Genomic DNA, 20732 nt, shown 5'->3' with positions numbered 1-20732 from the left:
GGGTTGGGGGCGTCGGGGTCCAGGAAGTGCGCTTCAAGGGCCGCTGCTGCGGCCGGGCCCAGGCCGTCGGTTTCATCGACGATGATCCGGGCATGCTGCCAGGAGATCGACCCGGACTCGAGGGCGGCCAGGGTCAGCGGCAGTTCCGTGGTCAATGCCCGGGATTCGGCCAGGAGGGCTGCGGCGGTTCGTTCGCTGACGGTCAGGACACAGGCGAGCTCGGCGACCAGGGCGAGCTCGTGGGCGGTGGACTCCCGAGGCGAGGACGCCGGCGCCAGGGCCCTGGCCGCCTGGGCGTAGTCCGCGGCGAGCCTCGCTTTCAGCGCGGCGGTCCGGGCCTCCAGCCGGGCCACTTCGGCGAGGCCGTCCAGGCAAGCATCCGCCCGATCCCGGAGCGGATCGGCGGTCTCGGAAGAACCGGCGTCGCGGGTGAAGGAGGCAAACGCGGCGACGGACGCGGCAACGGCCTCCACGGCCGCCCTGCTCTCCGCACTCCACGTTGTCCTTCGATCCATACCCACAGCATCGCAGGAGGCACCGACAATTTAGCCTTGGCGACAGGGCTGGGACGCGTGGGCGAGGCAGAATCGGCTAGCTAGGTTCCTGCGCTCGGGAAGGAACCACTCGCCTGAATCTCCGGAAAAGGAACGTGAGTGCCTCCCGTGGATCACGGGACCCTGCTTTTGCGAAGCGGAGGTAGAGCGAGGGGACAATGAACAAATTGAGCAGGGTGGACGTGACGAGTCCGCCCAGAATGACCACGGCCATGGGGTGTTCAATTTCGTGGCCCGGGATATTTCCCATAACCACCAAAGGCACCAAGGCAAGTCCGGTAGCCAAGGTGGTCATGAGGATCGGGGAAAGCCGTTCCGCCGCTCCGCGCAACACGAGGGCGCGGCCGAAGGCTTCGTCCTCGTTCCTTTCCAGATGCTGGCAGTGGCTGATGAGCAGGATCCCGTTGCGGGCTGCGATGCCCATCACCGTGAGGAAACCGACGAGTGAGCCAAGCGAGAGGACCCCGCCGGTCACGTAGGCAGCGAAAACCCCGCCGACCAGGGCGATGGGGAGCGTCAGCAGCGCGAGCAGGGCCAGCCGCCAGCTCCGGAACGACGCTTGCAGGAACAGGAAGATCAGGGCCAGGGCCGCCACGGCGAAGATCGTCAGGCGTTCGGTGGCCGCCTGGCGTTCCGTGTACTCACCGAGGAGTTGGACGCTGTAACCCGGCGGCAGCTTCATGTCTTCGAGGCGTTCCTGGAGCGTGCGGACAACGGTCCCGAGGTCTGCCCCCTGATCGATAAAGGAACCGACCTCAACCCGGCGGGATCCGTTGGTGCGGTCAATGAGGTTGGGTGTCGATTGCACGCTGACGGCGGCGACGTCGGCCAGCCGGACGCGCTGTCCCCCGGGGGTGTCGATCGGCAGGTCCTCGATACTGGTGACGCTGGCGCGGGTCTCCGGGGTGCTCCAGACTTGGACGTCGTAGGCGCGTCCGTCCCGGAAGACGTCGCCTACTTCTTCCCCGGCCACGAGTGTCGCGGCTGCCCGCCTCACGTCGCCGGGTTTCAGCCCGTACTTTTGCGCTGCGGCAAGGTCCACCTTGACCGTGATCTGCGGTACCTCGACTTCCAGGGAAACGTGGGGTTCATTGGTGCCCTGGATATGGTCAAGGATGGACTTGATCTTCTGGGCCTGGTCCCGCAGCACGTTCAGGTCGTCCCCGTAGACCCGGACCAGGATTGGTTCGCTGGAGCCGGTCAGGACCTCTTCGATCCTCTCTTTCAGGTAAGTCTGGACGTCGCGGTGCAGGCCCGGATAGCCGTCGACGACCTCCTGGACAGCTGCCACCGTTTTTTCGTAGTCGGCGTGGCGGTCGATGCTGATCCAGTTTTCCCCGGCGTTGACGCCGACGATTTCGTCTGCGGTGAACGCCTGGCCGATGTGGGTACCGCAGTTCAGGACCCCGGGCACCTTGAGGAGCTCCTCACAGCCCCTTTGTGAGATGCGGTATTCCTCCGCTGCCGAAGTGCCGGGCTCTGCGACCCAGTGCATCAGGAAGTCCCGTTCCTTGAAGGTGGGGAACAAGGACTGGCCCAGCAACGGAGCGATCACCAGCCCCGCGAGAGCGACGGCGCCGAAACCGGCGTAGCCGTAGCGGGGCCGGTTCATGGTCCGGGACAAAATGGCGTGATATCCGCGCTTGAGCACCCGGACCAGTGGAGGATCGCGCTGCTCCAGTTTCGCGTTGCCGAGCAGGATCAGGGCCAGGGCCGGTGTCACCGTCAGCGCGACCAGCATCGAGGCGAGGACGGCCAAGGTATAGGAGACAGCCAGCGGCCGGAAAAAGACACCGGTCAGTCCGTCGAGGAAGAAAATGGGAACGGCCGCGACGACGATGATCAGGGTCGCGTAGACAATGGGACTTCGCATTTCCAGGGAGGCCCTGAGCACCACCGAGGCCGTTGGTTCGCCGCTGCCCAGGGCCCTATGTTGTCTGAGCCGGCGCATGATGTTTTCGACGTCGATGATCGCGTCGTCGACGACCACACCCACGGCGATGACAAGCCCCGCCAAGACCATGGTGTTGATGGAGCTCGCCGTGAAGTACAGCACGAGCGCCGCCGTCAGGAGGGAGAGCGGAATGGCCACAAGGCTGATCAGCGCGGTGCGCCACTGGAAGAGGAAGGCGCCGAGGATCATCACAACCAGGAGGCAGCCCAGGAGCAGCGCGAGGCTGAGGTTGGAAATCGCCTCCTCGATGAAGCTCGCCGGACGGAAGATGGTGGTGTCAAAGGTGATTCCACTCAACCCTGGCTGGAGCTGGCGGAGGGCGTCCTCAACTCCCTTGGTCACATCGAGGGTGTTGCCCCAGGGGAGCTTTTCGACGATGAGCATGAGCCCGTGCCCGTTGTTGATGACAGCGTCGCCGATGAGCGGCTGATGGTCTTCAACGACCTTGGCCACGTCGCCCAGGTGCAGCGCGACGCCGTCCTTTTCCCTGATGGTGACCTGTGCCAGGTCCGCTGGGCTCGAAACGGCCTGGACATGCTGGACGCCCATTCTTTGATTCGGACTGTCGATGAAGCCTCCCGTGCCGATGAACCGGCCGGGGGAGTACTTCAGGAGGCCGGCGTCCACGGCTCCCGCGGTGACTTCCATGACCTCGTTGAGCGAAACATTTTCAGCCTTGAGCCGGTCCGGCTGCACCTGGACCTGCAGCATCTGGAGCCTTTCACCCCAGATGGCGACGTTGGCCACTCCGGGTACCCGGAGCAACCGGGCGCGGATCGTCCAGTAGGAGAGCATGGACATCTCGATCAGGGACCGGCTGGAGGAGGTCATGCCAATCTTCATCACGCGGCTCGTCGACGACAGCGGCTGAAGCATGACCGGCGGAGCCGCCCACGTCGGCAGAGCGGATGTCACTGCCGCCATCCGTTCCGAGACCACCTGGCGGGCGTTCAGCAAATCGGTACCCTGCTTGAAGATGAGCACGATCGAGGACAGCTGCGGGACGGACTTGGAGCGCAGCTCATCAAGGCCGGGCATGCCGCTCAGGGAAGCCTCGATCGGTACGCTGACCAGTTCTTCCACTTCCTGCGCGGTCAGGCCGAGGCAGGCCGTCTGGATTTCCACGCGCGGGGGCGCGAATTCCGGAAAGACATCGATGGACGCCGAGCTCAATTGCACTGAGCCCAACAGCATCACCGCGCAGGCCAGTGCAACAACCACTGTCCTGAATTTGAGGCTGATGCCTATGATCCAACGCATCTCAGTGGGCCGTATCGAATTCCTCGCCGAACAATTCCTCGGCCCCTAGCGTGACCACCACCGTGCCGATCGGCGGACCCTCCTTCAGCAATGCGGCTTCGCCGGCGATTCGCTCGATACTTACCGACTGGCGGACATACACGCGGAGCTCCGGATTCGTGTAGACCCAGGTCCTGCCCTGGCTGTCGTACAGGATCGCCCCGTAGGGGACGGTCAGCTTCCCTTGTGGACCCGACGACGCCGTCCCGGTCTTTAGCCCCAGACGTTCGACGGCGCGTTCCGTCAGGGTGACGCGGTGCAGGTCGGTCCCCGGGACTTCCTCCACGGTGGCAGGGGCGTCGGCGGCAGGCACGGCTTCGGCTTGCGGCTGGGAACAGGCCGGCAGTGAAAGCGTCAGCAAAGCGGCGACCACCAGGGCGATCAGGACTTTCGTGCTGCGGCCCTGCCGCGAAGCTAACTTCTTCATGGTGCGTCCTCGCTCTGTGCCCGGAGCAGCGGATCGTTCCGGGGTGCGGTCCTGGGCGCCGGTTCCGGTCCGAATCCAAGCAACAGCGCGGGCAAGACAAATAGCAGGAAAAGGGTCGTGGTCAGCAGCCCGCCCCAAATGATGATGACGAGCGGTTGGATGATTTCCGTTCCGACCACGCCACCCATGAGCACGAGCGGCAGCAGGCCAAGAGCCGTTATCAGGGCCGACATCAGCACGGGCATCAACCGGTCCCGCGCGCTTCGGATCACGAGCGCGGGGCCAAAGGCAGGACTGTCCTCGGACCCCAAGCTTCGGGCGTGCCGAATGAAGAGGATGGATCCACGTGCGGCAATGCCCAGGAGGGCCGAGAATGCAGGAAGCGAGACCAAGGAGTTGATTCCGCCCGTCATCTGCGCAGCGAGCACTCCGCCCGAGAGCGCGGCAATCAAGCCCAGGAAGACCGTCGCACCCAGTCGCCAGCTTCCCAGCGCCGTCTGGAGAAGCACCAGGATTCCGGCCCCGGCGACCGCTGCCAGCAGCCACAGCCACCGGGCGCTGTTCTGCTGTTCTGCGTACTTGGTGAGGATTTCCGCATGGTACGAGAGCGGGAACTGCAGTTGCTGGAGGCCCTTCTCGATGTCCTGCTGAACGTCGTTGAGGGCGCGCCCTTGAATATCAGCCTTCACATCGATCCGGCGCGAAGTGTCATCGTGCAGAATCACAGCCTCGTTCCCGACCATGTTGACGTGTGCAACGTCGCCGAGGCGTACGTGACCTCCGCCGGGGGTATCGATCAGCAGCTCGCGGACGCTGGTAAGGCTGTTCCTGGTGGACGGAGTTCCTTTGACGATCACCGAGAAGACTTTTTGTTGCTGGTATATGTTGCCGACTTCGATTCCCTGCAGCAGCGCTGCGGCGGCGCGCCTGACATCGCCGGGTATGACGCCCGCTTTCTGGGCCGCGGTCAGGTCAACCTGGACCTCGACGATCGGTTGTTGGGTGGGCGCGTCGACATGGGGATTGACGACGCCGTCGGTCCGGGCCAGGATTTGCCGCACCTCCTCTGCCTTCTGACGGAGGGTGGCCATATCCAGGCCGTAAACCCGGACGGTAAACCCGGGGTCGGCGGCCTGTTGGATCTGCTCGATCCTCTGTTGCGGGTACGTGGATACTTTGCTGGTCAGCCCCGGGTACCCATTCACCACGTGCTGGACGGCCGCCGCCGTGTCGCGGTAGGAGGCCTCCGCGGAAACTGTCACCCAAAGCTCCCCGGCGCTGATGTCGCCCACCTGGTCCGAGGTGATGGCGCGCCCGATGTGTCCCCCCACATTGACCACGCCCGGGAGTGTCCGGAGCTCCTGGGCGGCCGCATCAGTGATCCGCGTCATTTCCTGGTCCGAGGTGCCAGCGATCGCACTCCACTGCACCACGAGGGTCTTGTCCGGCAGGACAGGCACTGTCGGACGGCCGCTGGCTAACTGGGGGGCGAGGGCAAGTCCGGCGAGGGCGAAGGCTGCGGCGCCCGCGAGTACCCACCGGCCCTTTCCCGCTGTCCCGGACAACGCACGGCCGTACCCGGTGTGGACCCGGCTCAGGGTGCGTCCTTCGCGTGCGGTGGTCCGGCCGACGGGCAGGACGAAGACCAGCGCCGCGGTTACCGTTAGAGCCACGATCATCGCGACAGCCAAGGTGAGCAGGTAGGAAAGGAGCAGCGGGCCGAAGAGCGCTCCGTCCTCGCCCGGCACGAAGAACACGGGGAGCACAGACAACGCCATGATGAGCAGGGAATAGAGAATCGGCGTTCGCACTGCGCGCAGGGACGCCGTCACCAAGGTGTCACTCAATTGCGCGGTCCCGACGCCGGACGCGCCGGACGCGGCGCCGGACCCGACGTCGGACGCGACGCGTGCCCTGCCAGTTCGGACTGCGCCATAGAGGTCCTCGGCGACGTCTCCGACGATGACGGCCAAGGCCAGGACCATGCCGGCGAGGACCATGGTGTTCATCCCGGTGCCTCGTAGGTACAGCACCAAGGCCGCCGCCGTCAGGGAGACCGGAATCGTGATCAGGCTGATGACGGCGGTGCGCCAGGAGCGGAAGAACGCGCCAAACATGGTGGCTGTCAACACGAGCGAGACAAGCAGTGCGACACCAAGCGTGCCTACCTCTTCTTCGATGAACGCTGCCTGCCGGTAGACGGTGGTGTCGATAGTGACACCGGACAAGCCTGGCTGGAGAGCGTGGAGCGCATCATCGATGCCCCGGGTCACATCCCTTGTGTTCGTCTCCGGGAACTTTTCGATGACCAGGAGCAGTTCGGCATCCTTGCCGGAGAGTGCATCCCCGATCAGCGGCTGGTGATCGGTCACGACGTGTGCAACATCGCCCAACACCAGCTTTCCGGCCGGCCCTTCCAGGCTGACTTGGCCCAGATCCTCTGGCGTGGTGATTGGCAGGACGTGCTGCACTCCAAGCCGCTGGTGGCCCGTCTCCAGGAAGCCGCCGGTACCGGGTGTGGACGCCTCAAGGTAACTCAAAGGCGACACCCAGACCGCATTGCCGGTAGTCGTAATGACCTCGTCGAGCGTCACGCCCTTGGCCTCAAGTTCCCCAGGATCGACCAGGACCTGCAGCTGCTGGTCGCGGAGGCCCCAGATAGCCACGTTCGCGACGCCGGGCACCGCCAGGAGTCCGGGCTTCAAGGTCCAGCGGGCCAGAACAGACATGTCTATGGCCGACATCTCTTTGGAGGTCAGCCGGATCATCATGACCCGGCTCGTCGATGAGAGGGGCTGCATCAGGACGGGTGCGGCAGACACGTTCGGCAAGGCGCGTGCTTGGGTCAAACGCTCAGACACAAGCTGGCGGGCCCGGAAAAGGTCGGTCCCCGGCTTGAACACCATCTGGATTGATGACAGGCCGGGGACGGATTTGGAATGAATGGCTTCCACCCACGCCACACCGTTCAACAGGTCTGCCTCCATGGGGGAGGTGATCAGTTGTTCAACCTCCGCGGCGGAGAGCCCCAGGGCCTCAGTCTGGATTTCGACCTGTGGAGGTGCGAACTCCGGGAAGGCATCCACTGCCATGCCCGGCAGGCTCGTGAAGCCGAAACCCAGGATCCCCACCGCCACGGCCAGGACCAGAAACCGGAACTGGAGTACCCACCGGAGGACCGTGCCCATCATGGCCGGTCACCCGGCTCCTTGGGTGTGAAGGTGGAGAAGCCGTAGCGGGGAGGAGACACCCCAGAATCGATGTCCGGTGAGTGCCCGCTGAAAATGTTAGATCCCCGGTACCTGTCCACCACGCCGCTCCTTGGAACAGTGCCAAAGCGCCCCCAGACGTGTACGTCAATCATGAGCCCCGGCCGAACCTTGGGTCAACGCTCAATGCAAGGATTCTCAGGATAATGACAGGGAATTTTTCGTCCATTCACAAGTGATAGTGGTATACGCAAGAACTAGCCGCTGGAGCCCGGTGTCGCAACCTCGGCGCGGGGGGTCGTTCCGTAAACACTCGCACTGACCTGGTAGGCGTGCCCGTCCAATTCCAACGCCTGCCGATTGATCTCAGTCAGGGCGGAGTCCGCGAGCGCCTCCGCTTTGATGAGGTCCAACGACTCCTGGTCCGCGCCGCCAACCGCTGTCACTTTCACCAGCCCCGTGCCCGCTGAATAGAGTTTTTGCTGGTGGCCAACGGACGGTTCCAGCGGATTGTACTCATCAACGGTCAACACATCGTCGTAGCACGCGGCCGGTACGCATACCCGCTCATGCTGCTTGAAGACAGTTCCACAATCCAGGAAGCCCACATCGGGTGCGTGGGCTTGGACGTACTCCGGGGTACCGGTCACCGGCTGATCCTGCATGGCGATCCCTGCCTGGGCCTTGGAAATGCCGTGAATGAAAGTGCGGGGCGCGCCGGTGAAAGTGCCGTTCTCGTACTCTTCCGGATACTCCCCGAAGAGCCAGACAGCTCCCTTTTCCGTCTGGGCAAAGAAGGCCAGCTCGGATTCCACGAGCTGCCCGTCGTAGTAGTCACGGTCCCACATCACGAGGGTCTTCACGCCGTCAATCACTTTTGTCAGTCCGGTCACCGAGTGGACCACCGTGCGCTCGGTGGTGCCGTCGGCACTCTTCACCATGCCCTTGGTCGTGTACTGCATGCCGGGCTTCAGTGGAAACCACTTGTTGTCAATCCTTGGCGCCGGCTGGAAGGCCGAGCGGTCGTAGTGGATGGCGGACCCGGCCCCGCAGAACTCTGCGGCGTCCGTGGTCGCCGTCGGGGTAGCAGTCGGCGGGGCAGATCCCGACGTCGGCCCTGTCAGGGGCCCGTTCGACGTGGCCGGGGAAGGCGTACCGCTTGGCCCGGAACACGACGCCACCGCGGACATTGCCAGAAACAGCACGAGTGCAGAACCCAACGCTGTGAGTCGTTTGCTTGGCTGGAACATCTCGGTGTCCTTTCACAACAGGCTGATGAAAGGAGGGCCGGGACAGCGGGAGAGGTTTTCATGCCGCACCGCCCACGGTCCAACATTTCTCAATTGTGCTCCGGCCGGCACGGAAAAAGAACAGACGGCGCACAAACCCGATGTGGCGAAGGGCGTTCCCTTGGGCACCCGGGGGGCCGGCGGCGTCTGGGGTAGAGCGCCCCGAGCCCCGGGCTCCAGGGGCACTCCCGCCGTCGGCCCCGTCCAACGCCGGTCCCGGAGGGCCGGCTGGTCTGTTTCAAGCCGCGGATGTGTTCCTGTATTAATTCAACATCTTTCCCGGCCCGTAGGCACGAGTGCCGCCTACTCGTTTTCCAGGCACGGGCCGCCGAACACGCGGAGAATCCTACGTAAGCACCCCGTGATCAAATGCCCGATGAAGGGACCGCACGGGGAACCCAGCGATTGAGGGCTTCTTCCAGGCCGGCCAGATCGACTGGTTTGCTGAGGTAATCATCCATGCCGGCTGCGAGGCAGCGCTCGCGGTCTTCGTCCTGGGCTCCTGCGGTCATGGCGATGATGGGCAGGCGGACAGAGCCGTTCTCCTGCACCCGGATGCTCCTGGTGGCCTCGAAGCCGTCCATGACGGGCATGTGGCAATCCATGAGCACAGCCGCATAGGAGCGGGCGGCGATGGCGGAGACAGCCTCGGCGCCATCGGCAGCGACCTCGGCTTCGTAGCCCAGCTTGGCAACCATTTCGCAGGCGACGAGCTGGTTCACCGCGTTGTCCTCCACCACAAGGATCCTACCTTTGGAGGGCCTGTCCGGCCTCGGTGGCCGTGCAAGTGCGGACGCCGGTCCGGTCGCCGCATTGCCCGCTGCCAGTCGCACCAGGCGGTCGTAGAGTTCCGAACCGCGTACGGGTTTCGTGAGCCATTCGCTGATTCCCGCGCCGGCCATATCGGGCTTGGATACCTGGGACGCGGAGGTCAGCATCATAAGGCGGATGCCCCGCAAGCCTGGATCCTTCGAGAGCTCGTGGGCAAGCTCGAGGCCGTCCATGTCCGGCATGCACATGTCGAGCACGGCAATGTCGAAGGGTTTCCCTGCGGCGGCTGCCTTCCGTGACCGGTCGAGCGCCGTACGCGCGTCGGCAACCGGGTCCGGTCGCAGCCCCCATGTGTTCAATTGCGACTCCAACACCAACCTGTTGGTGGCATTATCGTCGACCACCAAAACGCGCAGACCCGCCAGTGGGCCAGGGACAGTGCGGGCGGGAACCCGCCCGGGTTCCTTGGCGAGCGGCAATCGGAGGGAGAACCAGAACGTGCTTCCCTCACCAGGGGTACTGGTCAAGCCGATGTCCCCGCCCATCACTTCCGTCAGGCGCCGGCAGATGGCCAACCCCAGCCCGGTTCCACCGTACCGACGCGTGGTGGATGCATCTGCTTGGGAGAACGAATCGAACAAGCGCAAGTGATCCGCGGCGTCGATACCAATGCCGGTATCGCTGACTTCGAATCGAACAAGCGCTGTTCTTGCGTCTTTGTCTGCGATGGTTACCCGGATGGCAACTTCACCGGACGCGGTGAATTTTACGGCGTTCGAAGCCAGGTTCAATAGGATTTGCCGGATCCGGCCGGCATCACCGGCCAATTGCGCGGGAACATCGGGGTGGCAGTACGCGATGAGTTCCAAGCCTTTGCCCTGGGCTGCTTCGGCCAGGAGCGACGCCACTTCCTCCATCACGTCCTGCGGATCGAAGGGCGTGATGTCCAGGTCGATCTTCCCCGCTTCCAACTTCGAGAAGTCCAGGATGTCGTTAATCAGGGTCAATAGAGCTCCGGCAGCGGTCTGGACCCCTTCGGCGTACTTGCGTTGCGTTTCATCCAGCGGCGTGTCCAACAACAGCGTTGTCAAGCCGATGACCCCGTTCATGGGGGTGCGGATCTCATGGCTCATCGTCGCGAGGAACTCGGACTTCAACCTGCTCGATTCCAGGGCGGCCTCCCTGGCTGCCAACAGGTCCGCTTCGGCGGCACGCCGGGCGGTAATGTCCTGCCCGATGCTCGCAATTCCGGTGACTCCGTGGTCGCCGCGGATCGGGGAGACCGTGAGGGACACAGGCACGATGGACCCGTCCTTGCGCATCCGGTCCGTCTCGAAGCTACGGGCCTGGCCACCATTCTGGACGGCGGTGAACACCTCGTCCTCGGCTTGGAGGTAGTCCGGAATGAGGAGCTGTACGTTCTGCCCGGTCGCTTCAGCGGCAGTGTATCCGTACAGTTTCTCCGCCCCAGGGTTCCAGCTGGTGATGACGCCCGCGGGGGTCATGCCGATGATCGCGTCGGCCGAAGACTCAACAATTGCGGCCAGGCCCTCCACTTGGGCGAGTGCCTCCCGCGCCTGGTCCTGTGCGCGCTGACGGGAAGTGACGTCGCGGAAACTCCAGACCCGTCCCACGATCTCATCCCCGACCTGTTGGGGCCGGGAATACCGTTCAAACGTCCGCCCGTCACGGAATTCCAACATGTCCAGGCTCTCCGCCCCCGGATCGGCGTACAGTTCCTGGACCTTGCCTATGAACCCGTCGGGATCCGTGAGCTGGTCGAGGACGAAAGCCAACAGCCGGCCGTCGTCGTGCGACTCCAGGAGATCCGCGGGGATGCCCCACAACTCGGCAAAGCGCTCGTTCGCCCCCGCGATAGTTCCGTCCGCCGCGACAACCAGGATGCCATCGGCCGTGGACTCAAGGGTAGCGCTGAGAAGGGAGAGGGCATCGCGGAGTTCGGCATCAACGCGGACGCGGTCACTTACTTCGCGGATAGAGGCAACGAGCTGCATGGCCGGCCCGACGCCGAGGGGAGCAAAGCTGACCTCAATGGGAAACTCGGCGCCGTCGCGGTGGCGGCCGAACAGTTTCAGGTCAGTCCCGGCCCGGCGTATTCCCGGATCACGGGCAAAGAGGTCCCGGATGGCGCCGCCTTGGCCCTCGAACCGCGCCGGAAGCAGCACCTCATAATGCTTGCCCAGCAGTTCGCTACGCGAATAACCGAAGAGCTGCTCTGAATAGGCATTGCCGAACGTGACCTGACCGTCTGCGTCGATCACCAGCAAGGCGTCCGGTACGGCCTCGACCAGGCCGTCAAAAAAGCCGAACTGATCCAGCGGCCGCATTTCGTTTGTCATTTCGGCCCCCAGAGCTGAATGGATGACAAGCCTACAACCACCGCTGCCGTTTCGGGAAGGGAACCCGGTCCAGGTCGTTCGCGGCCATGACGGAGGCCCCGCCGGACCGCGCCCGGGCTTGCTCCGCGAGCAGTCCGACGTCAGGATAGCGCGACGAGAAATGGGTCAGGATGAGCATGCCCGCTTCGGCGGTGGCAGCCAATGCCCCCGCCTGCCCGGCGGTGAGGTGGCGGTACTGCGCGGCGAGGTCGCCGTCGTCGTCGCTGAAAGTGGACTCAGCCACAAGAAGGTCCACACCGTTGGCGAGTTCCCCAGCGCCGTCACACGGCGCCGTGTCCATCACGAAGGCGAAGCTCTGCGCGGGCCTCGGCACGCTCACGTCTTCCAGGCGCACACCGCCCAGGCTCCCGTCCCGTTGCAGGAGGCTGATGTCGGATCCGGTAATCCCGGCCGCCGCAAGCCGCTCCGGCAGGAGGCTGCGGCCCTCGGGCTCCACAACCCTATAGCCGTAGGTCTCGATCCGATGGAGCAGCGGGCGCACCTCCACCCCTTCGGCGATGGGACCGGGACCACCGTGCGGATGAAGCCGAAGCTCGACGCCGGGCGACGCGACAGCGACGAGGGCGCGGATCATGTCCTCGCCGGACGCAGGATAGTGCAGGTGGATCGGATGCTCCACCCGGTCCAGGGCCATGCGCGAAAGCACGCCCGGCAGCCCGAAACAATGGTCGCCGTGGACATGGGTAATACAGATCCGCGTGATCTGGCTGGCCGAGACGCCGGCTTGGATCATCTGCCTCTGGGTACCTTCGCCAGGATCGAAGAGCAGGCCCTCGCCATCCCAAAGGAGCACGTATCCGTTGTGGTTGCGGGTCCTGGTCGGGACCTGGGAGGCGGTGCCGAGAACCACGAATTCACGCATGGAACCGAGTGTCTCATTACTTGGCGGCTACGCCCATCATCCAGGGCGCCCTTGCCCGGTAACGGTCGTGGGAGGAGGATATGCGGCAGACTCAGGAGGCCTTCCATGATCCAGCTCGGGAAATTTGAAAAGTACCTGGTCGAGGAATTCTTCGACGACTACCGCTCGGGAGACATGTCGCAGCGAGCCTTCATTCGCCGGCTCGCATTTATCACCGGGAGCATGGCTGCCGCCTCCTCGACGATGCTGCAGCTCGGATGCACTCCGGATGAGGTTCCGCTAAGCACCGATCCCATGCCAAGCCCCGAGGCCTCGGCCGCCCGGCCCGCAACGACGGCGGCTTCCGGGCCAGTACCGGGGGCGAAGAGCCCGCTTTCCGTACCTGAGGGCGCGCCCGGCCTCGTGACGGCCACCGTCCGGTTCCCCTCCGGCGGAACCGGGATCAGCGCCTACCTTGCGAGGACCGACGGGGCCGGTGCGGGACCCGCGGTCCTTGTCTGCCACGAGAACCGCGGACTGACCCCGCACATCCAGGACGTGGCCCGCCGTTTCGCCAAGGCCGGGTACGTTGCTTTGGCGCCGGATCTCCTGAGCCGGGAGGGAGGCACACCGGGCATGGATCCCGACGCCGTGCCCGGCGCGCTGACACGGGCGGGAGCTGAGCGCCATGTTTCCGACTTTTTCGCGGCCTTCGATTACCTCCGATCACTGGATTTCGTGGATGGCGAGCGGATCGCCATGAACGGCTATTGTTTTGGCGGCGGCATCACCTGGCAATCCGCCACCGAGATACCCAGGTTGAAAGCCACAGCGGCCTTCTACGGACCGGCCCCCGACCTGGATAAAGTCCCATCCATCAAACCTGCCGTCTTGGGCGTCTATGCCGAACTCGACCAGCGCATCACCGGCGCAATGCCGGCACTTCGGGATGCGCTCGCAGCCACCGACGTCCGCCACCAGCTCACTGTCTATCCCGGCGTCGACCATGCCTTCCACAACGACACCAGCGAGCGGTACAACGAAACGCAGGCGACAGCCGCCTGGCAGGACATGCTGGCCTGGTTCGGCGAGTACGTCTGAACGGACAGTATTGCGAAAGAATGTTCGCATGAGTGACGCCGGCGAGTTCATCGATGAGGCCTTGCGCCGTGAAGGCTCGTGGATCCGTGCAGAGCAGGCCCAGGCCCGGCTGGGAAACGGGCTCCAGCATTACGGGTCCTCGATCGGTGCTATCCGTGGGACAGTCCGCGATGCCCTTCGCCGCCACCCGGGACTCGAGCATGACGAGGTCACTGCCTTGAGTTCGGAATTGTGGGAGGTTCCCGTTTTCGAACGCCGGCTCGCGGCAATCGTCCTTCTGCAGTCCAAGGTCCATCTGCTGACAAATACCGATCTGACGCGCCTTGAGGGTTTTGTCCGCGAGGGAAGGCTGCGTGAACTCGTAGATCCGCTCGCGGTGGACGTGATCGGACCTTTGATCGCCGGACTGGAGGGGCAAGCCAAGGCGCGGGCTGGAAGCGTGATGGATCGATGGGTGCGGGAGCATGACGAGTGGCTATGCCGCGCTGCCCTGATGTCGCCCCTGCGGGCGCTCCGTGGCGGTGGAGGCGACTGGGAAGCGTTCGTGCGCCAGGCCACCGTGGCGCTGGACGCCGCTCGGGAAATGGGCGCCGAGGCGGAGGTGGTCAGGGAAGCGGTCTCCACCGTTCTCAACGACGTTGCCAAGCGACGGCCTGAGCTGCAGTTCCCCTCGCCAGTCCCTTGAGCCGCCAGTCCCTTGAACCGCCAGTAGCTTGAGCTCGTTGCCCCAGCGCCGGGGCCACTGTTCACGGATTGGGTTGAGCCTCCACGGCAGGCGCGCGTCCCTTGGACGCGACGTTCGCCCGTTCATCGGCCAGTTCGGCCTCGAGGAGTTCGATGCTTGGAAGGCTCGAGGCGAGTTCCTCTGGCAGTGATTCGATGATTTTGCTCTGCCATTCCGAGACACCGATCGGCAGGTTGATTCCCCGCAAGGCGTACTAGGCCACCACGTTGTTCTTCTCCTTGCAGAGCAGGAGGCCGATGGTCGGCTTGTCATCGGGATGCGCCAGGAGATCGTCCACGGCCGACATGTACATGCCTAGCTGGCCGACAAACCCGGGCTCGAACTTCACCGCCTTAAGCTCGATCACTACGTAGCAGCGGAGCTTCAAGTGATAGAAGAGGAGATCGGCGAAGAACTCGTCGCCGTTGATTTCCAGCCGGACCTGCTCGCCGACAAAGGCGAAGCCTTGGCCCAGTTCCAGGAGGAACTTCTCCACATGTTGGACGAGTTGAAGCTCCAGTTCCCGCTCGTTGCGGCGGTCTGTCATGGCGACGAAGTCGAACACATACGGGTCCCTGGTGGCTTGTTGGGCAAGGTCCGAGTCCGCCGGCATCATGGTGGTGCTGAAGTTGGTTATTGCTTGCCCGGAGCGCTCATGGAGGCGCGTTTCGATCTGATGGGCAAGGACGTTGCGCGACCATCCGTGTTCGACGGCGGCAGCCGCGTACCAGAGGCGGGTCGCGGCGTCGTCGAGCTTCTCAAGCAGCGCGATCTGGTGGTACCAGGGCAATGTTGCAAGCGGCACTTGCAACATTGGGAACTCCGGCCAAGCCTGGGCGAAAGTCTTCATGTAGCGGAGGTTCCTTGGCGAGAATCCCTTGGATCCAGGAAACCGGGTTTGTATGTCTGCCGACAGGCGGGTGACGACTTTCGAGCCCCAGCCTTGCTCCGATTCCCGCTGCGCCAATTGCCTGCCGATGGACCAATAGGAAGCAAGCAGCGCCTTGTTCGCCGCGGAAATGGCCCGTGAACGTCCCGTGCCGACTTCCTTGGAGACACTGGCAAGCAGCTCGGGGTACCAGTCCGGCATGGAGGTGCGCGCCGGGGGAGCAGCGAACGACGCCGCGGCTTCCGCCGCCGTCGTGGTCTGTTCCGGTTTCAGTTCTTGGCTTCGCACTGGCTGTCCTCTTCTTAGGCGGTTGGGCTTCTTAGGCGGTTGGGCGACTTGGGCGCATGGCGACCGGTTCGGCGACCATTTCGTCGAACGTACGGGAGAGGGCTGACAATCTAGGAGCTGGGACGTGCCACCGCTCAGCCAGCTGGGTGGACCGCCGGCACCCTGTTCCCACGACGGCCCAACACTCGTAATCTGAATGCTGGGAGGTGGTTCCTGTGGAAGCAGCCCAGGGAGATCGGATCATCATTCATGGCAGGACGGTCGGGGCGTCCGACCGGCACGGCGAGATCATCGAAGTCCGCGGTGCAAATGGTGCGCCGCCGTATTTCGTCCGTTTTGACGATGGCCACGAGACCATCCTGTATCCGGGTGGTGACTTCACGATCGATCGCACAGGCGGCAGCTCGTAGCCGCCCGGCCGGCCGTGTTTCCTCGTGAGCTAAGGTAAGACTTAGCTGTGAAGGAGACCGGGGAGGGCGCGCGTGGACCAGATCCTCGACCTGCCCTTTGAAGTGGCGCTTGCGGCGCTCTTCGCCGTCGTGATGGTCCGGGTCAACGCGACATACTGGATCGGCCGCGGCGCAGCGGCCGGAATGGAACGCACGCGGTTCGCACGCGCCTTGCATCGCCCCAAAGCAAGCAAAGCGCAGGCCCTGATTCAGCGCTTTGGTCCCTACGCGGTCGTGCTGACCTTCCTGACTATCGGACTCCAAACCGCCGTGAACCTGGCCGCGGGGGCTGCGAGAATGCCACTCAGCCGGTATCTCCCTGCGGCAATTGTAGGCTCCGGTATCTGGGCCCTCGTCTACGCGACCATCGGCCTCGCGGCGATGGATGCCTGGCTCGCCGTCATGGCGGCCTCCCCTTTTGCCGCCGCGCTCCTGTTCCTCATCCTTGCCGGATTGGCGGTCTGCCTGGTCATGCGGCGTCGGCGTCGGACGGCTGTGGCGCCAGAAGATACAGTGGTCTGAGTTCCATTACCGGACCGGCGAAAGGGCAGGCGTTGAGTATTGAGCTTCCGGACCTTGCGGAAGGCGACTTCTACTACGAATCGCTCGGGAATGGGCGCTTCCGCTCAACCATCCACGCCCAGGGGGCGTGGAATCCGCACGAGCAGCACATGGCGCCTGCATCGGGCATCCTGGCTGATGCCCTGCTCCGCCACGAGCCGCGCGACGACGTCCGGATGGCCCGCCTCAGCTACGAAATCCTCGGATTGATCCCCGGCGGCGAATTCGACATCACCACGGCCACGGTCCGCCCCGGCAGGACGATTGAATTGATCCAGGCGGAACTCTCGGCGGCAGGACGCGTGGCTATCCGTGCCACCGCCTGGCGCATGGCGACCAGCGACACGAGTGCCGTCGCCGCCATAGAAGACGTTGAAATGCCGGCCCCGGACGAATGCAAGCCGTGGGACGGCGCGAGCGTATGGCCGGGTGGCTACATCCGGTCCCTCGAAATGCGGATAGCGGAAGGACACCGGGCAGGCTCCGGCAAAGTCTGGATCCGCACGGAGCATCCGCTCACCGATGCTGCGGACAGCCGCGATCTCGCGCGGCTGGTCGGACTCGTGGACACAGCCAACGGTATTGCCGCGCGCGTTTCACCCGGAAAGAACAGCTACATCTTCCCCAACCTTGACCTGCAGATCCACATGTACCGCGAACCTGCGGGCGAATGGCTGGGCCTGGACAATATGGTCTCCTTCGGAAACGACGGCATCGGCCTCACATCCACCGTGCTTCACGACATCAGTGGCCCTTTCGGCCGCGCGGAGCAGATCCTCACGCTGAGGAAGAGCTGATGGTTGAGGACCTCGCCCGGACACAGCGCACGCTGACGGTAGTGCGCCAGGAAGAATCCCTCGGAGTCGCCGATGACCTGGACTTCGGGATCGAACTCCTCAACCGTGCCCGCAGAGGGCTGCTCGGCCCGACGCTCCGAATGTACAGGCCCCGGCCTACGGTGGCGTTCGGGCAACGCGATGCCAAGCTGCCGGGATTCCAGGGCGCGTCCGAGGCCTGCCGGAACCTGGGTTTCGAACCATTGATCCGCAAGGCGGGCGGGCGTGCCGCGGCATACCACCGGGGCACCCTGGTGATCGACCATGTGGAGCCTCACGCCGACGCGATTGCCGGGGCGAAGGCCCGATTCTCCTTCTTTGGCGAGATACTCGCGGGTGCGCTCCGCCGCGTCGGGGTGCAGGCCGCCGTCGGGGAGATCCCCGGGGAGTACTGCCCGGGCGAGTTCAGCGTCCACGGCCTGGACCCCGATTTTCCAACGCACCAGATCAAGCTGGTCGGGACCGCCCAGAGGGTGGTCTCCGGGGGGTGGCTGTTCAGTTCGGTGATCGTCGTCGAGAACTCGGCGCCCATCCGCGAAGTCCTCACTGCCAGCTATGGCGCCCTCGGACTCGAGTGGGACCCAGCCACTGCCGGGGCGGCCAACGACCTCTTGCCGCAGCTGGACGTACCCACGGTGGAGGACGCCGTCGTCGCGGCTTACGCGGAATATGCCGAACTCGTCGACGGCGATTTCCAGAGCCTGCTCCCCGTGACGAGCACCAGCACGGCGTTGTAGACGAATACTGCCAGGACTACGCTTGAGGCCACAAGCAAGTGGACCGAGGTAGAACATGGACAAGAAGCCATCGGTTGTCCACGATTCCGACGCGGACCTCACCGTTGGACCGCCGAAGCGATCCGCCGCGGGTTTGCCCAGCCTGGTGGACTCCTTGCCGCGTGCGGTGAGCCAGATGGGGCCGTCCCGCACTTGGAAGTCCCTGCTGGCCATGAACCAGAAGGACGGCTTCGACTGCATGAGTTGCGCCTGGCCGGATCCTCCCGAGCGGAAGCTGGCCGAGTTCTGTGAGAACGGTGCGAAGGCCGTCGGGTGGGAGGCTGATCCGCTCAAGGTTCCGTCCGGTTTCTGGGACGAGAACGACGTCGAATCCCTCGCCCAGCGCTCGGAATACTGGCTGGGACAGCAGGGCAGGCTCGTTGAACCCGTCTACAAACCCGCGGGTTCCAGCCACTACCGTTCTATCAGTTGGGACAATGCGTTCCGGATTGTGGCCCGTGAGCTGAACGCCCTGGAATCGCCTGACGAAGCGACCTTTTACACGAGCGGGCGGACGAGCAACGAAGCCGCGTTTGTCTACCAGCTCTTCGTCCGGGCGTTCGGAACCAACAACCTGCCCGATTGCTCGAACATGTGCCACGAGTCCACGGGGCTTGCCCTCGGTGAGACGCTCGGCGTCGGAAAGTCCGCCGTCAGCTACACGGACTTCGCCAAGGCGGATTTGATCATCATCATGGGCCAAAACCCGGGGACCTGCCACCCCCGGATGCTCACCGCGTTGGAGGAGGCAAAGCTCGCTGGTGCCAGCATTGTGGCGGTGAACCCGCTCCCCGAAGCCGGACTCATCAACTTCAAGAACCCGCAACGTCCCCGTGGGCTGGTGGGCAAAGGAACGGACTTGGCGGACCAGTTCCTGCAGATCCGCCTCGCAGGAGACATGGCGTTGCTTCAGGCAGTCTCCAAGCGGGTTCTGGACGCGGAGAAGGCAGCGCCGGGGGCGGTACTCGATCATGCGTTCATCGAGGAGCACTGCCAAGGACTCCAAGAGTTCCAAGCCCACATCGACGAGCTGGACGAGAAGGACGTCCTTGCCGCGACGGGCCTAAGGACCGAGGAAATCGACGAGCTCGCATCCCGCTACCTGCGTGCGGAGAAAGTCATCATCACCTGGGCGATGGGCCTGACCCAGCACAAGAAGGCCGTGTCCACCATCAAGGAGATCGTCAACCTGCTGTTGCTCCGTGGAAACATCGGCAAACCCGGCGCCGGACCGTCGCCGATCCGTGGGCACAGCAACGTCCAGGGCGACCGCACCATGGGCATTTGGGAGAAGATGCCCGAACCATTCCTCGACGCCCTGCAGAGGGAGTTTGGATTCGACCCGCCGCGGCACCCCGGCGTCGATTCCGTGGACAGCATCCGCGGCATGCGGGACGGCAGGATCAAGGTGCTCGTAGCGCTCGGTGGAAACCTCGTGCACGCAATGTCTGACACCACTGCGGCTGAGGCCGCCGTCCGCAAGACCCGGCTTTCCGTCCAGATTTCCACGAAGCTCAACCGTTCCCACGCCGTGGTGGGAGAACAAGCGATGATCCTGCCGACCATGGGCCGTACGGAAATAGACCGCCAGGCCGGCGGAGAGCAGTTCGTCACCGTCGAGGACACCGTCTGCGCGGTTCACCGCTCGGCGGGAAGGCTGGAGCCGATTTCGGACAAAGTCTTGTCCGAAGTGGCGATCGTATGCCGCATGGCCGCCACGGTACTCGGCGACAAAGTCCCTGTGGACTGGCGAAGTTTCGAAGCGAACTACGACTCAGTGCGCGAACACATCTCCCACGTGGTGCCTGGCTTCGAGGACTTCAATAAGAAAGCCCGGAGCCGCGACGGTTTCGTCCTGCCCCACGGCCCCCGGGACGAGCGGAAGTTTCCCACCGCCACCGGGAAAGCGATGTTCACTGTCAACGACCTTGAGACCATCCATGTCCCGGAGGGGCGCCTGCTGCTCCAGACGGTGCGCTCCCACGATCAGTTCAACACGACCACCTACAGCATGAACGACCGCTACCGCGGCGTGAAGAAGGGCCGCATGGTGCTCTTTGCGCACAGCGACGACCTGGCTGACCTGGGCCTTGCCGACGGCGGCTATGTGGACGTCCACAGCGAAGCCGACGACGGCGTGGACAGGGTCCTGCGCCAGCTGCGGTTGATCGCGTACCCCACGGCCCGCGGTTGCGTGACTGCCTATTACCCGGAGGCGAACGTCCTTGTACCGCTGGATTCGACCGCCGAGGGCAGCAACACTCCTGCGTCCAAGTCCGTGGTGGTGCGCCTGGAACCAGCCGCACCACCGGGATAACTCAGCGCGGATAACCCAGCTCTGGAG

The 20732-nt window shown here is 64.2% G+C and carries 16 protein-coding genes; 7 read left to right on the top strand and 9 right to left on the bottom strand.

The genetic code is table 11. The features are described 5' to 3' along the window. From AC3WJM_RS01905 to AC3WJM_RS01875, 7 genes are all read right to left on the bottom strand, one after another. Window positions 1-515: DUF222 domain-containing protein (locus AC3WJM_RS01905; RefSeq protein ID WP_492271089.1), on the bottom strand; the 515-nt coding region annotated here is incomplete at its 3' end. Between the two features lie 76 nt (window positions 516-591). Beyond that, entirely contained in the window at window positions 592-3768 is a 3177-nt protein-coding gene (locus AC3WJM_RS01900; protein WP_492271088.1) for an efflux RND transporter permease subunit, read from the bottom strand. Between the two features lies 1 nt (window position 3769). Further along, complete coding sequence (locus AC3WJM_RS01895; RefSeq protein ID WP_306959515.1) at window positions 3770-4234, bottom strand: hypothetical protein; 465 nt, start codon at window positions 4232-4234, stop codon at window positions 3770-3772. Continuing rightward, complete coding sequence (locus AC3WJM_RS01890) at window positions 4231-7425, bottom strand: efflux RND transporter permease subunit (protein ID WP_492271087.1); 3195 nt, start codon at window positions 7423-7425, stop codon at window positions 4231-4233. Before AC3WJM_RS01890 ends, AC3WJM_RS01895 begins: the two co-directional genes overlap by 4 nt. A gap of 275 nt (window positions 7426-7700) precedes the next feature. Next, window positions 7701-8693, bottom strand: a complete 993-nt coding sequence (locus tag AC3WJM_RS01885; RefSeq protein ID WP_492271086.1) for a hypothetical protein — start codon at window positions 8691-8693, stop codon at window positions 7701-7703. Between the two features lie 404 nt (window positions 8694-9097). Next, on the bottom strand, window positions 9098-11863 hold the full coding sequence (locus AC3WJM_RS01880; RefSeq protein WP_492271085.1) for a PAS domain S-box protein: 2766 nt from the start codon (window positions 11861-11863) through the stop codon (window positions 9098-9100). Between the two features lie 31 nt (window positions 11864-11894). After that, entirely contained in the window at window positions 11895-12785 is an 891-nt protein-coding gene (locus tag AC3WJM_RS01875) for a ribonuclease Z (RefSeq protein WP_492271084.1), read from the bottom strand. Between the two features lie 105 nt (window positions 12786-12890). Here AC3WJM_RS01875 and AC3WJM_RS01870 point away from each other — a divergent pair, with 105 nt between their 5' ends. Further along, window positions 12891-13865 carry a dienelactone hydrolase family protein gene (locus AC3WJM_RS01870; RefSeq protein ID WP_492271083.1) on the top strand — a complete coding sequence of 325 codons (975 nt, stop codon included), beginning with the start codon at window positions 12891-12893 and terminating at the stop codon, window positions 13863-13865. Between the two features lie 28 nt (window positions 13866-13893). Beyond that, window positions 13894-14550 (top strand): DNA alkylation repair protein, encoded by a 657-nt coding sequence (locus tag AC3WJM_RS01865; RefSeq protein WP_492271082.1) that lies wholly within the window; start codon window positions 13894-13896, stop codon window positions 14548-14550. Window positions 14551-14611: 61 nt separating this feature from the next. Here the strand turns inward: AC3WJM_RS01865 and AC3WJM_RS01860 are convergent, their stop codons facing one another. Further along, window positions 14612-14797, bottom strand: coding sequence for a hypothetical protein (locus tag AC3WJM_RS01860; protein WP_492271081.1), 186 nt, complete (start codon window positions 14795-14797; stop codon window positions 14612-14614). Window positions 14798-14803: 6 nt separating this feature from the next. Further along, window positions 14804-15766, bottom strand: coding sequence for a PDDEXK nuclease domain-containing protein (locus tag AC3WJM_RS01855; protein WP_492271080.1), 963 nt, complete (start codon window positions 15764-15766; stop codon window positions 14804-14806). Between the two features lie 215 nt (window positions 15767-15981). On the opposite strand from AC3WJM_RS01855, the gene AC3WJM_RS01850 reads away from it, so the two are divergent. From AC3WJM_RS01850 to AC3WJM_RS01830, 5 genes are all read left to right on the top strand, one after another. Continuing rightward, the gene (locus AC3WJM_RS01850; protein WP_059389323.1) at window positions 15982-16176 is read left to right on the top strand and encodes a DUF1918 domain-containing protein; all 195 of its coding nucleotides are present in this window, start codon (window positions 15982-15984) and stop codon (window positions 16174-16176) included. A gap of 72 nt (window positions 16177-16248) precedes the next feature. After that, window positions 16249-16737, top strand: coding sequence for a DedA family protein (locus tag AC3WJM_RS01845; protein ID WP_059389322.1), 489 nt, complete (start codon window positions 16249-16251; stop codon window positions 16735-16737). 32 nt (window positions 16738-16769) lie between these two features. After that, the gene (locus AC3WJM_RS01840; protein ID WP_059389321.1) at window positions 16770-17573 is read left to right on the top strand and encodes a thioesterase family protein; all 804 of its coding nucleotides are present in this window, start codon (window positions 16770-16772) and stop codon (window positions 17571-17573) included. After that, window positions 17573-18349, top strand: a complete 777-nt coding sequence (locus tag AC3WJM_RS01835; protein ID WP_306959530.1) for a lipoate--protein ligase family protein — start codon at window positions 17573-17575, stop codon at window positions 18347-18349. The genes AC3WJM_RS01840 and AC3WJM_RS01835 overlap by 1 nt, the downstream gene beginning before the upstream one ends. Window positions 18350-18404: 55 nt before the next feature. After that, window positions 18405-20705 carry an FdhF/YdeP family oxidoreductase gene (locus AC3WJM_RS01830; RefSeq protein WP_492271079.1) on the top strand — a complete coding sequence of 767 codons (2301 nt, stop codon included), beginning with the start codon at window positions 18405-18407 and terminating at the stop codon, window positions 20703-20705. The last annotated feature ends 27 nt before the right edge of the window (window positions 20706-20732 follow it).

Source organism: Arthrobacter sp. FW306-1B-G06A (genome assembly GCF_058781765.1).
This window is presented reverse-complemented; position numbering and strand designations above follow the sequence as displayed.

What these genes read in the sequence shown, in the direction of transcription:
- AC3WJM_RS01900 (WP_492271088.1), bottom strand. Translation starts at nt 3,768, where the DNA reads ATGCGTTGGATCATAGGCATCAGCCTCAAATTCAGGACAGTGGTTGTT.
- AC3WJM_RS01895 (WP_306959515.1), bottom strand. Translation starts at nt 4,234, where the DNA reads ATGAAGAAGTTAGCTTCGCGGCAGGGCCGCAGCACGAAAGTCCTGATC.
- AC3WJM_RS01890 (WP_492271087.1), bottom strand. Translation starts at nt 7,425, where the DNA reads ATGATGGGCACGGTCCTCCGGTGGGTACTCCAGTTCCGGTTTCTGGTC.
- AC3WJM_RS01885 (WP_492271086.1), bottom strand. Translation starts at nt 8,693, where the DNA reads ATGTTCCAGCCAAGCAAACGACTCACAGCGTTGGGTTCTGCACTCGTG.
- AC3WJM_RS01880 (WP_492271085.1), bottom strand. Translation starts at nt 11,863, where the DNA reads ATGACAAACGAAATGCGGCCGCTGGATCAGTTCGGCTTTTTTGACGGC.
- AC3WJM_RS01875 (WP_492271084.1), bottom strand. Translation starts at nt 12,785, where the DNA reads ATGCGTGAATTCGTGGTTCTCGGCACCGCCTCCCAGGTCCCGACCAGG.
- AC3WJM_RS01870 (WP_492271083.1), top strand. Translation starts at nt 12,891, where the DNA reads ATGATCCAGCTCGGGAAATTTGAAAAGTACCTGGTCGAGGAATTCTTC.
- AC3WJM_RS01865 (WP_492271082.1), top strand. Translation starts at nt 13,894, where the DNA reads ATGAGTGACGCCGGCGAGTTCATCGATGAGGCCTTGCGCCGTGAAGGC.
- AC3WJM_RS01835 (WP_306959530.1), top strand. Translation starts at nt 17,573, where the DNA reads ATGGTTGAGGACCTCGCCCGGACACAGCGCACGCTGACGGTAGTGCGC.
- AC3WJM_RS01830 (WP_492271079.1), top strand. Translation starts at nt 18,405, where the DNA reads ATGGACAAGAAGCCATCGGTTGTCCACGATTCCGACGCGGACCTCACC.